12 protein-coding genes are annotated in these 13155 nt (G+C 53.8%); 9 read left to right on the top strand and 3 right to left on the bottom strand.

Annotation, left to right across the window (positions count from 1 at the left end):
* Positions 1 to 84 precede the first annotated feature (84 nt).
* The 3 genes from CCY01nite_RS21080 to CCY01nite_RS21070 are packed head-to-tail and all read left to right on the top strand — an operon-like array spanning position 85 to position 4353.
* Complete coding sequence (locus CCY01nite_RS21080) at positions 85 to 1758, top strand: hypothetical protein (protein ID WP_146865934.1); 1674 nt, start codon at positions 85 to 87, stop codon at positions 1756 to 1758.
* Between the two features lie 25 nt (positions 1759 to 1783).
* Entirely contained in the window at positions 1784 to 2779 is a 996-nt protein-coding gene (locus tag CCY01nite_RS21075) for a hypothetical protein (protein WP_146865932.1), read from the top strand.
* Entirely contained in the window at positions 2776 to 4353 is a 1578-nt protein-coding gene (locus tag CCY01nite_RS21070) for an SEL1-like repeat protein (RefSeq protein WP_186831188.1), read from the top strand. The genes CCY01nite_RS21075 and CCY01nite_RS21070 overlap by 4 nt, the downstream gene beginning before the upstream one ends.
* Positions 4354 to 4505: 152 nt before the next feature.
* On the opposite strand, the gene CCY01nite_RS21065 is transcribed toward CCY01nite_RS21070, so the two are convergent.
* Positions 4506 to 4784 carry an SWIB/MDM2 domain-containing protein gene (locus tag CCY01nite_RS21065; RefSeq protein ID WP_146865928.1) on the bottom strand — a complete coding sequence of 93 codons (279 nt, stop codon included), beginning with the start codon at positions 4782 to 4784 and terminating at the stop codon, positions 4506 to 4508.
* An 88-nt stretch (positions 4785 to 4872) separates the two neighbouring features.
* Here CCY01nite_RS21065 and CCY01nite_RS21060 point away from each other — a divergent pair, with 88 nt between their 5' ends.
* A complete protein-coding gene (locus tag CCY01nite_RS21060; protein ID WP_146865926.1) occupies positions 4873 to 5283 on the top strand; it encodes a hypothetical protein in 411 nt (136 codons plus the stop codon).
* A 6-nt stretch (positions 5284 to 5289) separates the two neighbouring features.
* Here the strand turns inward: CCY01nite_RS21060 and CCY01nite_RS21055 are convergent, their stop codons facing one another.
* Both CCY01nite_RS21055 and CCY01nite_RS21050 read right to left on the bottom strand, forming a co-directional pair.
* Positions 5290 to 7788 carry a M14 family metallopeptidase gene (locus tag CCY01nite_RS21055; RefSeq protein WP_146865924.1) on the bottom strand — a complete coding sequence of 833 codons (2499 nt, stop codon included), beginning with the start codon at positions 7786 to 7788 and terminating at the stop codon, positions 5290 to 5292.
* 18 nt (positions 7789 to 7806) lie between these two features.
* Positions 7807 to 8367: a hypothetical protein gene (locus CCY01nite_RS21050; protein ID WP_146865922.1), complete on the bottom strand. Its 561-nt coding sequence runs from the start codon at positions 8365 to 8367 to the stop codon at positions 7807 to 7809.
* Between the two features lie 47 nt (positions 8368 to 8414).
* Here CCY01nite_RS21050 and ggt point away from each other — a divergent pair, with 47 nt between their 5' ends.
* From ggt to CCY01nite_RS21025, 5 genes are read left to right on the top strand one after another with little or no spacing between them, the layout of a single operon-like run.
* Positions 8415 to 10112, top strand: coding sequence for a gamma-glutamyltransferase (gene ggt / locus CCY01nite_RS21045; protein WP_146865920.1), 1698 nt, complete (start codon positions 8415 to 8417; stop codon positions 10110 to 10112).
* A gap of 18 nt (positions 10113 to 10130) precedes the next feature.
* Positions 10131 to 10667 carry a DUF1572 family protein gene (locus tag CCY01nite_RS21040; protein WP_146865918.1) on the top strand — a complete coding sequence of 179 codons (537 nt, stop codon included), beginning with the start codon at positions 10131 to 10133 and terminating at the stop codon, positions 10665 to 10667.
* A complete protein-coding gene (locus CCY01nite_RS21035; protein WP_146865916.1) occupies positions 10664 to 11074 on the top strand; it encodes a hypothetical protein in 411 nt (136 codons plus the stop codon). Before CCY01nite_RS21040 ends, CCY01nite_RS21035 begins: the two co-directional genes overlap by 4 nt.
* A 1-nt stretch (position 11075) precedes the next feature.
* Positions 11076 to 12185, top strand: coding sequence for an aminotransferase class I/II-fold pyridoxal phosphate-dependent enzyme (locus tag CCY01nite_RS21030; protein ID WP_146865914.1), 1110 nt, complete (start codon positions 11076 to 11078; stop codon positions 12183 to 12185).
* Between the two features lie 6 nt (positions 12186 to 12191).
* The gene (locus CCY01nite_RS21025) at positions 12192 to 13061 is read left to right on the top strand and encodes a TraB/GumN family protein (RefSeq protein WP_146865912.1); all 870 of its coding nucleotides are present in this window, start codon (positions 12192 to 12194) and stop codon (positions 13059 to 13061) included.
* Positions 13062 to 13155: the final 94 nt, after the last annotated feature.

Here is a 13155-nt window from a genome sequence, read left to right as displayed (position 1 = left end):
TACCTAACTATGAGTATTTCCCAGGTTTTCCGATCAGCCTACTTTTGATGCGGTTTATTTTATATCCCTGTTATCTGTTACCGAATGAGCACCTACACCAAGATCACGTTATTAACGGGCCTGACGCTGCTTTTACTGTCATCGCGGCCCGCCGGCGCCCAACACACGATCGCCTATACCTTCCCCCTGCCCTCTTCCCGGGAAACCGGGCTGGTGAAGGCATCCTTCAACATCACCACCTCGTTCCGCGTCATGACCATTGCCGGCAACAAGGAAGCGGACCTCATTATGACCATGAACGTCGCTCCCGCTACCGCGCAAAGTCCCCGCCCCTCGTTCGAATACCGGTATATGTACCACGGAGAAGTGTTTACAGACCAGGACGTGGGAACGGCGCCTTTTTACAAGCTCCGGACCTGGCTGGTGGAATTTGATGTGATCGTACAGGGCAGAGGTAAAACATGGGATTTTTCACTGAGCAAAGCGGATAAAACGAAATATATAAAGGTGCCTCTCGACTCAAAAGCGGAACAATACACCGCCAAGATAATGGGCATGAATTTCATACAGTTTGAAGGGCAGCAGGATATTGAAAATGCCATCCGCAAGCTGCTGGAAAAACGGAAAACCGCCGCCGCCAAACCGCAGAACGCCAATACCAGCACCAATCCACTGCAAAGCACCGCCGCAACCGGTAATAATACGGCAAAAGCTTCCACCACAGCCACCACCAATAAAGAAGCCGACGACGATTTCTGGGAAGAAAAAAAACCGGCCAAAACCGGATCTGCAGGCACACCATCCCGCACCACCGCCGCCCCGCAAGTGGACTACACCAAACAACTCCGGGAAGCGCAAACAGCCTACTTCGACCAGACCAGGGAATCGCATGCACGGATCGAACAGCAGGGTGCATTAGCGATGAGCAGCTACTATGCCGCGCAGGCCGTGAACAAAGCGAAAAGCAACCTGCAATCGCTATCCAGGCTTGACGGGAATTATGAATCGATAGAAGAACTGAACGCCGATTTTGAAAGTAAATATTATGCGATCAACCAGGCCGTGGAAGAACTTTCCAGCGCCAGACAGCAAAGTTACCAGGCCAGCTACAACAGCCTCTACAACAACGCCAACGAAACCAATCGCGCTATCGGCCAGGCGGTAGTAGCAGCCGGATCGATGATTTCGGAGATGGCGGCGGAGAAAAAGAGAAGGCAAATGCAGGAACAGCTCCGGCGGGAAAGAGCCGCGGAAGAAGCACGGATAAAGGAAAAGAAATGGCAGGCACTCGTATCCTCACGCAGGGAAATGCTGAAACGCTTCCCTGACGGCGGCGTCCCCCTCTCCTTCCACAAAGTGAGCGTGAACGATCTGTACTTCTTCGCTTACGTACTGGATACGACAGACATCCGCAAACAAGCCCCCGTAGCCATGCTCACCAACGTTTTCCCCGTCAGCCGGTATGGGGACGGCACCTGGCCGTTCAAGAACGGTTTAACCGGCGATCTGAAAAAAGTCACCGGCGCCGGAAAGATCACGATCATGGGCTATTACACCACCGAAAAGCTCGCCAATGACATGCGCGCCGCCTTCGAGAATATCGCAGGCAAATGCCAGGTGAAAGTGAAACACTACACCTACAAGGGCAAGAAGTCCGCCGCCGGCAACAGCAACACCGACTTCTGGGGCAACGAAAAAAGCGGGGAAAAGAATAAAAAAGCCGCCCCGGCCAAAAAAGATGATTTCTGGGAAAACTAAACGCTCAATATCCTAAAAGTATACCATGAAAAAACTTTTGCTTTCCCTGTGCCTGACCGGGTTGATATCCCTCCACGTACAGGCGCAGAACATGATCGCCAAATTCAAATACGAAGAGGCGGAAGAAGCTTACGCAAAAAATGATTACAGGACCGCGCTTTCAAAGGTGGAGGAAGTGGAAAAACTGCTAAAATCCTCCAGCCCCAAAACGATGTACCTGAAGATCATATCCCAGCAAAAGCTCGCAACAACTGACTTTGCAATACTGCAGAACCTGCGGAAAAATTGCGGTGAATACCTCTCCAAATACGAGGGCAATGAAAACATTGAGGACAAGTTCCGCGAGGTATATAAAATATCGGAAGCACTAAAGGAATATCCCGCAACGGAAGAAGCCTTCCACGAGATGGGAAAAGAGCTGGACAAAAAGAAAGCAGCCGAAAAAGCCATAGTGGCCGCAAATGAGGCCGATGCCGCCATCGCTGAAAAATTCCGCAGCTTCCCTCCTTCGCTGGACGGGGTGACGGTCGGTATGGAGCGCTCGGCAATCCCCTCTTCCGCATGGAACTACCTCTCCTATAAAGAGCCTTTCGACATGCCAAAAGGCTACATGGGCATTGACCGCGACTGCATACTCTACATCCCGAAATTCAAGACCATGAAGATCAAGGCTTCCGAAGGCTTAAGCGGTATCTACGTTGAAAAGGCAACGGGGAAAGTAGCCGGCGTATCCAAAAAGCACATGGTGAGCGGCAAAGGCGGCACAGACGAGGCCAACGCCACGTTCGAAAACCTGGTAGCCCGCATGAAGAAGAATTTTGGGGAAGAGAACGTGAAAATAACCGAGTTGCAGCAGCAGCTCACCAAAAAAGCCAGCGCTTACACCCGCACCGCCGCGTTGAAAGATAACAGCGTGTCCGGTTACTCCATCATATTGCATATTATAACCTACGGTGGTGTGCTGGGCACGGAATGCAGCGTAACAGAAGAATTTTCCATCGTCAAATTCAAAAAGCAATGATACGATCAACCTTATGGACCGCCGGCGTTGCGCTGCTGATATGTTTGCAACTGAACGTCTCGGCCCAGTCAACTATCGCGCAGTTTAAATATGAAGAAGCGGAAGAAGCTTTTTCGAAGGATGATTTTAAAACAAGCCTCGAAAAGCTGCGCGAAACGGAGAAGCTGCTCGGCGCCGTTAATCAGAAAATAATGTTCCTGCGGATATCAGCGGAATACAAGCTGCTGGCCAGTTCACCTATAACCGACCTTGCCATGGTCTCCGATCTCCGGGAGCATGTTGATTTCTTCATGAAAGAATATCAGACCAAGGAGAACATTGAAGATAAGCTCAGGGAAGTATACAAGATATCCGAAGCGATCAAAAAGTATGGTAATCACAGTGCATTGCTGAAAGCAGCGCGCAAAGGGGATGTAAAAGCGATGGTGGGATTTGCGGCGCTGAACAACAGGCATGGTAACTATATTGCCGCCCGGGAATGGTATGAACAGGCGGCGGAAAAGGGTTCTGCCGCGGCCATGACCGGCATGGGTTCTTTATGTGACTACGGTCTTAACGCGCCGCCCGATTTTAAACAGGCATTTAACTGGTACACCCGGGCCGCCAGCATGAATGATGCCCTTGGCACCTATGCGCTGGGCAGCCTTTATTATAACGGGCAGGGAGTAGCCAAGGATGAGCAACGGGGAAAAGAACTTTTACAACAGGCACTACCCGGCCTTGAAAAGCAGGCGGAAAGCAAAGATGATCCGCTTGCAGCAGAAGCCCTTACTGCAATAGCCTCACTCTATTATGCGGGAATACCCATGGAGCGGGATTCTCTGCGGGCGTTACAAATGTATGAACAGGCCGCGGCAATGGGGGATAATGAGGCCATGTACCTGGCCGGACTATGTTATATCAACATGGAAAACGGTTTGCCTCCTGACCATAAGAAGGGCTTTACCTATTTCCGGCGGGCCGCGGAAAACGGCTATCCGAAGGCAATGCGGGTAGTCGGCATGCTATATTATGACGGAACCGGCGTTGAAAAGGATCCGCAAAAGACCTGGGAATGGATGATAAAAGCTGCCAGGCGGTATGATGTGTCTGCGATGTCAAGCCTGGGCGCTTTATACTACAACGGTCACGGCGTTAAGCAGGATTATGCCCAGGCTGTGGTATGGTACAAAAAAGCTGCTGAAGCGGGACATGTAGACGCCATGGTGATCCTGGGCAATATGTACCGCGACGCCACCGGGGTGGAACGTAACTACGGAACGGCAAGAGAATATTATGAAAAAGCTATCGCAGCCAATGATGATGTGACCGCGCTCCGCCATCTCGGCACTTTGTATTACCAGCACAACGGCTACGGCCACGCGATGAACTACAAAAAAGCGCTCGAATATTTCACACGGGCAGCCGATAAAGGCGATAAACAGTCCATGCAAATGATCGGTAACATGTACATGACCGGCACCGGCGTAAAGAAAGATAAAAAGCTGGGAAGGGCATGGATGGCCAAATCCTTCGGCAAGGGAGGCGCTATGCAACTCCTCCAGACAGTCGCCGGCGACACCAGTGGGAAATAACAAACCATTATAACCTGACAAAAAAGGACGTATCTGCTTTGATACGTCCTTTTTTTACATTATCCCTGAACAACCAGTGTATTCGGGTCAAAAGAAACTCACCCGGAGCCCTCTCCCGGAACATTCACAGGTGCTGGGATAGAAAATCCGTGTTACTTCACATGAACGCTGATCAGTTTAGGCAGCTCGAACATGGATACCTGGTCCTTACCCCCGAAGATCTCCTTCAGCTTGCCGTCGGCATTGATCATTCTTTTGTTGTTCTGGTCCTGTAACCCGTTCGCCTTGATGTAATCCCACATCTTTTTTACGATCTCGGTCCGGGGAAGCGGCTGGCTTCCAACCACTGCGGCCAATGCAGGGCTTGGGGTAAGCGGGGCCTGTAAACCTGCACCTGCTTTTTTGGTCGTTGTTGCTTTCGCTGCTGTCATAACATTATAGTTTTTTAATATATCGGCAACCGCGCCCGTTGGGCCATTACCAATTATGATGTAAACTTACACTGTAATTTATACAATTATGATAGAAGAAACAGATATACGGGTAGGAAATCTCGTTTGGTATTACGATTATAATATGATCGAGACCGTATTTCGCGTGGAAGGCGTGCTGGACGGGCATGTTTACAATTCCGGCCTGCCGAGGAGCAAATTACCGCTGGACAAGGTCCATCCCCTGCCCCTGGAGGCACACCACCTGGAAAAGTTCGGCTTTCTGCCCGGCGAAAAGGCTTACGGGGAAGACGAGCATGTCTATGCCTATAAATACAACCACAAGGACAGCGTTTATCTCCGCAGGGTTTCCGGCGCATTTCAGCCGCTGGCCTGCGCTGACGGGAAAAACACCGCCTATGGGCGGCCGCTGGTGCATCTTCATCAGTTGCAGAACCTGTTTTATGACCTTACCCGGGAGGATGTGTTCATGGATTGATGCGCGTCACTGCCCCACCAGGAACACCGCGTTCCCGAACAACAGCTTCCCGTTCTCCCAAAAGCTCCGGAACAACGGATTATCCGTCATCAGCACCACTTCTCCCGCCCCCATCTCCTTTACGCCGAATATCAACCCGTCCTTCAACTTTGCTTTGGTTTGCGCGCCCACAAAACCGGTCAGGTAATTATCCGTTTTCAGCACGCCTACATTCCAGCCGGCGGATTCGATGAAGCTCACCAGCATATCATTCTGCTTGAGCGTGTAATAGTAATGGGGATAACCGAATGCGAGCGGATGGGATTTGTCCAGCTCCACTTTGTAGATAGCGCCGGGGATGAATTGCGACACGCTTTCCCTTTCGCGGTTGCCGTAGGGCTTCAGGGCGAGATAGGGCACTTCTTTCTTTTCATCTTCCTTCTTCTCTTCTTCCTTTTTCAGCTTGAATCCCCAATCCGCCTCCGCCAGCCGGGATACGGCATCTTCCATGGCGATCAGGCGGCCGCCGCCGTTCACCCAGTCCTTCAGGCGTTCAGCCGTTGCCTTGTCTGACAAAGCAGCGTAGTGCCCGTCCGGCAGAATAAGCACGTCCAGGTCTTTCCAGTTCACGCTGTACAGGTTGTTGGAGTTCAGCACTGTTATGGGATAATCGATCTGCTGTTCAAAGAAATGCCAGACCTCTCCCATGCCCAGGGATGACACGCCGTCGCCCGCCATCACGGCCACTTTCGGCTTGCGGATAAAACGGATCTTGTCCGACCCGAAGTCCGACCCTTCATCTACAAAACCTGTAGGCACCTTTACCAGCGGCACTTCCATGCGGGCGGCGAGGTCGGGAATAAGCGGTTCGAGGTGGCCGTTGCCGGCTTTGGTGATGATGAGCGTGCCGGGCGGATATGTTTTGCCGTTCAGCTGAAAAGACGTTTCCGCATACCGCACCCGGATATTGCGGTTGAGTAATGCGGAAAGGAATTGCAATGATTTCATGCTGTTCCACGGCGCGAGGTACGCATAGGCGTTCCCGGCAGGCATAGCTTCCACAGCAGCTTTGGGCATCTCCTTTGCGGTGGCCGGTTCCAGGCGCTGCTTCACCGCATATGCGGGAAGGCCGTAAGCATACGGCATGGCCCAGGCCGTGATATCGTAAGTAACGGAATCGGATAAACGGGCAACCGGCTCAAAGAGCACCCGCACGAGATTGGAGCGCGGCTGGTACGCACTCACCACCAGGTCCCCCTTTTCTATCACGAAATTCTCCGTTTTGCCGGTGAAATAGTTAAGCCCTCCGGCACGGCTGTCGCGCTCCGCAAAACCGGCCTCGATATCGTTCTTCCGCAGCATGTTGAACAGCGCCCGCAACTGCTCCGGGTTCCCGTCCGCCTTCACCACATATGTTTTATAATCGCCGGAAGGCTGTGTGCGGGCATCCGCAAAATATTTCGCAAACTCGCTGACAAGTTTTCCCGCATTGGCGGCTGAAACTTCCACGGTAGCGATGCCGGTGGTATAGTGATGTTCCATCCGGTCCGCCAGCGTAAGCGTATCGCCTTCGCGGTTCAGGATGGCGAGGCCGGCGCGGCCGCTTCCGCCCTGCTCGTAGGTCATGCCGATGGCGCCATTGTAGGTAGGATAAGTATCGCCGTAGCTCGGATAGAACAGGTCGAATTGCTCGCGGGTGAAATACAGCCAGCCTTTCGCATCAAAATAGGTGGCGTTATGCTTCCCGATCTGCGTCTGGAAATCACGCTGCCATGCCGTGATCGCATCATGCAGCGGTTCGGCCGCCGGCGCGAAGTAGTACGGCGCATCCACACCCTGTTCGTGGAAGTCCACATGCACCTGCGGCATCCAGCGGTTGTACAGCTGCACGCGCTGCTGCGATTCCGCCTGCGTCTGCCATGCCCAGTCACGGTTCAGATCAAAATAATAATGATTGCTGCGCCCGCCTGGCCAGGGCTCATAATGTTCCCGCGCATACGGTGTGGCATCCGCCTTTTTACTGTGGATGGCGTTGTAAAAATTAACATAACGCTCACGGCCGTCCGGGTTCAGGCAGGGATCGATGACAACGACCGCATGTTGCAGCAGCGAAGCTTTGTCCGTCACCAGCGCATACAAAGTTTTCATCGCAGCCTCGGTGGATACCGCTTCATTGCCATGCACATTATAGCTGAGCCAGATGATCACCGGCTGCGCGGTATTCCCTTCGCCTTTGGTGAGCCGCAGGTTGTTCTCCCGTATCTCGTCCAGCCGCGCCATGTTCTCCGGCGATGCTACGATCGCGATCATCAGCGGGCGGCCTTCATAGGTATGACCGTAAGTTTCCAGCTTTACATTAGCGGTGCGCCGGGCCACCTCTTCAAAATATCCTGTCACTTTAAAATATGGCGTAAAACGGCTGCCGGGCTCATATTGCAGGTAGGCAGACGGAGCGGGCGCCGTTTGTGCAAGGGCGGGGAAACATGCGGTCAACAGCAGGGAAAGGAACAACGAAATGCGCTTCATATTACTAAGATAGGGAATTCAACGAAGCCTGTACGAAACCCGCGGGAATTTGCCCATCAGGCTGTCAAGCTCCCTGATACAAGCCGCTTTCCGCTCCATCGCTTCCACCACGCCGAGCTTTTGCAGCTTCCAGTTATCGGTGTAGATCGTGGTGTTGAAAGCGATCACCGTATTGTATTTTTCGAAAAGCTCGCCTGTGATATGTTCTTCCGACCAGTACTGGTAACGCGCGAAAACATTTCCGCCGGCATCGAAATAATAATTCCCGTGTTTGCCATAGACCAGCTTCACAGGGCGCTTCCGGGAAATGTAGAGGTTCATCCGCAGGGAATCTTTTTCGGGAAAATACCGGCGTATTTGCTGGTAGTAGTAGACGGAATCATCGATCTTTTCCATTCTATTTTTATACCGCCTGAAAAGGGATGAATCTTCAGCGGTCAGCGGGAGTGTAACGGGAGCGGGCGGGATCTTTGTCTCTATGATACTGTCGGCCTGCGTTTCCGTCACAACGGCTGCCGGTTGATGACAGGCCGAAGCAGATACCAGGCAGTAAAGGACGCAGCGGATGACTCCTTTCATACGAACTAAAAGTAATAAATCTTAATTTAGAAGCAAACAGTCGATTTATGCGCCTCTTGTTGTTCCTGTTGATATGCCTGGCCGCACCCGCGATGCTGGCCGCACAGCAAAGCTTTGATCCTTACAATTATACGACGGACAAACACTTGCATGCAGACCGCTGCGCCGTGGTGTCAGCGCATCCGCTCGCCAGCCTCGCCGGCGTGGAAGTGCTGCGGCAGGGCGGTAATGCGGTGGATGCCGCCATTGCCACGCAGCTGGCGCTGGCCGTGGTGTATCCCGAAGCAGGCAATCTCGGCGGCGGCGGTTTTCTCGTGGCGCGGCTGCACGATGGCCGCACACTGGCGATCGACTACCGGGAAAAAGCGCCGGGCAATGCGCAGCGCGATATGTACCTGGACAGTAACGGTGTGGCACAAACGCGCATGAGCCTGGACGGGCATCTGGCCGCCGGGGTGCCCGGCACCGTAGCCGGATTGTTCGCCTCCCACAAATACGCGCGCCTTCCTTTTGCACAACTCGCCGCACCGGCCATCCGCCTCGCGGAAAAAGGATATGCGATCACGGCCGCCGAAGCAGCGGGACTGAACAGGCAACGCGAAAATTTCCTCCGGCTGAACACCGCTCCCACCGCTTTTGTAAAAACCGGTACCTGGAAAACCGGCGATACCCTCGTGCAAACCGAACTGGCGCACACCCTGCGGCTGATCGCCAGGCGGGGCATGAAAGGTTTTTATGAAGGAGAAACGGCGGACCGGATCGTGGCGGAAATGAAACGCGGCGGCGGCATCATCAGCAAAAAAGATCTGAAAAGCTACCGCGCGAAAGTACGCCGGCCCATCCTGTTCAATTTCCGCGGATATACGATCCTCACCATGCCCCTGCCTAGCAGCGGCGGCATCGGCATACAGCAGATGCTGGGAATGGTGGAAACATATCCGCTGGAAACCTGGGGCTTCCACAGCGCGAAAAGCGTACAGCTGATGATCGAGGCGGAACGCAGGGCGTATGCGGACAGGGCGCATTTCCTTGGCGACATGGATTTTGTGAAAGTGCCCGTACAAACGATCACGGGTACACGATATTTACAGGATAGGATGCAGACCTTCACGCCGGGCAGGGCGTCGCAGAGCGAAAATATCGCAGCGGGACAGGCAGGCCGGGAAAGTACGGAAACCACGCACCTCTGCGTGGTAGACCAGGACGGCAACGCCGTATCCGTGACCACCACCCTCAATGGCGGCTACGGCAGCAAAGTAGTGGTAGGCGGCGCGGGCTTCCTGCTCAACAATGAAATGGACGATTTCAGCGTAAAGCCCGGCACGCCGAACATGTACGGGCTCGTTGGCGCCGAGGCCAATGCCATACAGCCCGGCAAACGCATGCTCAGCTCCATGACGCCCACCATCGTGATAAAAGACAATCAACCGGTACTGATCACCGGCACGCCCGGCGGCTCCACCATCATCACCTCCGTTTTCCAGACCCTGCTGAATGCGCTGGTATTCGGCCTGGATGCGGTCAACACCGTCAATGCCCCCAAGTTCCATCATCAATGGCTGCCGGACATCGTGCAGGTGGAAAGGGATTTTCCGGACAGTACGCAGCAGGCGCTCCGGCAGATGGGCTACGAAGTGGTGACAAGATCGCCCATCGGCAGAACGGAACTGATCCGCATACATCCCGGCGGTAAAATAGAAGCGGTCGGCGATAAAAGAGGCGACGACAGCGCCGCGGGCTATTAATATTTGTAATTTTGGAAGATGACAGTAGCAGCATTATACCTGGATAGTATAAAACAACGCCTGCTGGGCTATAAAACGCTGGCGGAGAAAACCTTCGCGCAGCTGAATGACGCGCAGCTCCACTGGCAGCCTGACGGTGAGCCCAACAGCATCTATATCATCGTCAAGCACATGAGCGGCAACATGCTTTCCCGCTTTTCGGACTTTCTCACGTCTGACGGTGAAAAACCCTGGCGCGAAAGAGATGCCGAGTTTATTGACGATCAGCCGCAGGGCGGCAAAGCCGCGATGCTGGAAATATGGGAAAAAGGATGGGACTGCCTGATGAAAACGCTGAACGCGCTACAGGAAGAAGACCTGACCAAAACCATTTACATCCGCACGGAACCGCACAGTGTGCTCGACGCATTGAACCGCCAGCTGTCGCATTACCCGTACCATGCGGGCCAGATCGTTTACCTCGGGAAGATCATGAAGGAAAATAACTGGGAGAGCCTTTCCATTCCCAAAGGCGGCTCGCAACAATTCAACCAGGAAAAAGCATCCGGCAAATGAGATATTTTATCATCGGCATCGCAGTAATGCTCGCTGCCTGCGGCTCCGGCAAAACGAATGCTTTGCTGCAGCATAAAAAATGGAAGGTCTACGATGTGTCCGTTCCGCCCAAAGATCCCTATAACCTGGTGCAGATCACACAGGCCAAAGATTTGAAAAACGGTTATTACAGCGATGTGTTTTACCAGTTTTTAGACAATGACATATTCATTGCCACCATCGCGGGGCAACCGGATACCGGCCGCTATCAGCTTATCAGCAACGGCCGCATCATTTCCATCACTTCCCCCAACGGCTCCCGCAATGCGGAGCACCTGGTGGAAGTGGTAAAGCTGGACGAGCAGTCGTTTGACATGAAAGTGAAATCCGGCGATTATCATTTCATCCTGCATACCCGGAAACAATAACATGGTCCGCATCACAGATACCGCGCCCGGCAGAACCGCCCTGATAGACGGGCGAAGCTGCCTGTTCTTCTCCGGCTTCAGCTACCTTGGCCTGCATGCCTCGCATGCTTTCCGCGACCTGCTGGCCGTGGGCAACGGCAGGTTCGGCAGCGTGTATCCATCGTCGCGCATCTCCAACTTACAATTACGGTTATACGAAGAACTCGAGCATGCCCTCGCCGCCATGTTCCACCAGCAATCCGCCGTATGCTTTTCATCCGGCTACCTCGCCGCACAGGCCGCCGTCACCTACGCCGCCGGCAGGGGAACTTTGCTGCATGCCCCCGGCGCGCATCCCGCCATCCGCTATCCCGGTGCGCAGGTCCCCGAAGGCAGTGTACCGGACTGGCTGGCCACGATCGTTGAAACGGTGAATAATGGCGACGATCACCAGTACGTGCTGGTGGCCGATGCCGTCAATCCCCTGACCGCCACGGTGCATGATTTTTCACCACTGGCCGGCATCCGGAAAAAAGTGCTCGTGCTGATCGATGATTCGCATGGTATAGGCATACTGGATGATGAAGGGACAGGCATTGTGCGGTCGCTGCCCGCCAGCCCCGCGCTCCATTACCTCGTCACCGCCTCGCTGGCAAAGGCGTTCAGCCTGGAAGGCGGCTTTGTGGCCGGTCATGCTGCGGACATTGCCGCCATACGCAAGCTGCCGCTTTTCACCGCCAGCACGCCCATGATCCCCGCGAACGCCTATACGTTCCTGCATGCCCGTGAGGCATTTACCGCCGCCAGGAACGTGCTGAAGCAGCGCATCCAGGCATTGGAGAACCTCACTGCCGGCATTCCCGCGCTGCACCATCCGCATGCGCTGCCGGTATTCGCCATCCATGAACACCACGGCGGAGCAGCGGAAGCCGCAAGGCCCGTCGTGCAGCTGAACGGGCTGCGCGGCATCTACGAACACCTGCTGTCCCTCGACGTTTTTATTTCCTCCTTCTCCTATCCTGACCCGCAGGGCCCCAGGATCAACCGCATCGTGCTTTCCGCCCTGCATACCCAGTCAGACCTGGAAATACTTGCGGAACACCTCACCCGATTCTATTCATCCATTCAATAAATCAGTATGCTGAAGAAAACGATCACGACCCTTGCGCTCCTGCTATTACTGCTGCCCGCATTTGCGCAGCATTCCCTGCTGTACAAAATATCCGGCAAGGGCCTCGCCCAACCCTCCTATCTCTACGGCACCATTCATATGATCTGTCCGGACGATTTTTTCGTTTCCGATCAACTGAAAAGCGCTTTTTCAACCGCCAGAACGCTCTACCTGGAAATGGACATGGATGATCCCGCCATGATGGGCCAGCTGATGCAGGCCATGCAGGAAAAAACGGAAGGCTACAAGCTGGAAAACATCTTTACACCCGCGGATTTTGTGCGGCTTAAACAATATTTTAAAGACAGCATGAAGATGGACATCTCGTTCTTCCAGCAGATGAAACCCATGATGGTGCTGTCTACCATGCTCACCAAATCGCTGAACTGCCCTACGCCGGCATCCTACGAAGTAACCTTTCTCAAAATGGCAAAGGAAGCGCAAAAGCCGGTGGAAGGGCTGGAAGACCTGGCCGCGCAGGTGCACGTCTTCGACCGGCTGGCGGACACCACGGAAAGCCGTATGATCATGGAATATGTAAACGACATGGAAAAGCAGCGTGGGATCTTTGCCCGCATTGTTCAGGCTTACCGCGAGCAGGATATTGAGAAGCTGCATGACTTCCTGAAAGAATCGCCGGAGATGGCGGGGTATGAAGATGTGTTCGTGTACGACCGCAACCGCAACTGGATTCCCGTGATAGAAAAGGCCGCCCGGAAGGAAGCCACGCTCTTTGCCTGCGGCGCCATGCACCTCGGCGGCGACCAGGGCGTGGTATCGCTGCTGCGGAAGCAGGGATACACCGTGGAGCCCATCCCCAATGATCTGCCCGAATGATAAAATAAATACCGGGGATATACAGTTTATTCAATTGGCAGACATGCTGTGAATGCCTATTTTTGTCGGAATAAACCGGAGTTCCCTGAGAAAA

It is taken from the genome of Chitinophaga cymbidii, assembly GCF_007992715.1.
In the GTDB taxonomy this organism is placed as follows: Bacteria; Bacteroidota; Bacteroidia; order Chitinophagales; family Chitinophagaceae; genus Chitinophaga; species Chitinophaga cymbidii.
The sequence above is the reverse complement of the archived record's forward strand: the minus strand, read 5'-3'. Positions and strand labels throughout refer to the sequence as shown.

What these genes read in the sequence shown, in the direction of transcription:
- CCY01nite_RS21060 (WP_146865926.1), top strand. Translation starts at nt 4,873, where the DNA reads ATGATAGAAGAAACAGATATACGGGTAGGAAATCTCGTTTGGTATTAC.
- CCY01nite_RS21070 (WP_186831188.1), top strand. Translation starts at nt 2,776, where the DNA reads ATGATACGATCAACCTTATGGACCGCCGGCGTTGCGCTGCTGATATGT.
- CCY01nite_RS21025 (WP_146865912.1), top strand. Translation starts at nt 12,192, where the DNA reads ATGCTGAAGAAAACGATCACGACCCTTGCGCTCCTGCTATTACTGCTG.
- CCY01nite_RS21030 (WP_146865914.1), top strand. Translation starts at nt 11,076, where the DNA reads ATGGTCCGCATCACAGATACCGCGCCCGGCAGAACCGCCCTGATAGAC.
- CCY01nite_RS21080 (WP_146865934.1), top strand. Translation starts at nt 85, where the DNA reads ATGAGCACCTACACCAAGATCACGTTATTAACGGGCCTGACGCTGCTT.
- CCY01nite_RS21035 (WP_146865916.1), top strand. Translation starts at nt 10,664, where the DNA reads ATGAGATATTTTATCATCGGCATCGCAGTAATGCTCGCTGCCTGCGGC.
- ggt (WP_146865920.1), top strand. Translation starts at nt 8,415, where the DNA reads ATGCGCCTCTTGTTGTTCCTGTTGATATGCCTGGCCGCACCCGCGATG.
- CCY01nite_RS21065 (WP_146865928.1), bottom strand. Translation starts at nt 4,784, where the DNA reads ATGACAGCAGCGAAAGCAACAACGACCAAAAAAGCAGGTGCAGGTTTA.
- CCY01nite_RS21075 (WP_146865932.1), top strand. Translation starts at nt 1,784, where the DNA reads ATGAAAAAACTTTTGCTTTCCCTGTGCCTGACCGGGTTGATATCCCTC.
- CCY01nite_RS21040 (WP_146865918.1), top strand. Translation starts at nt 10,131, where the DNA reads ATGACAGTAGCAGCATTATACCTGGATAGTATAAAACAACGCCTGCTG.
- CCY01nite_RS21050 (WP_146865922.1), bottom strand. Translation starts at nt 8,367, where the DNA reads ATGAAAGGAGTCATCCGCTGCGTCCTTTACTGCCTGGTATCTGCTTCG.
- CCY01nite_RS21055 (WP_146865924.1), bottom strand. Translation starts at nt 7,788, where the DNA reads ATGAAGCGCATTTCGTTGTTCCTTTCCCTGCTGTTGACCGCATGTTTC.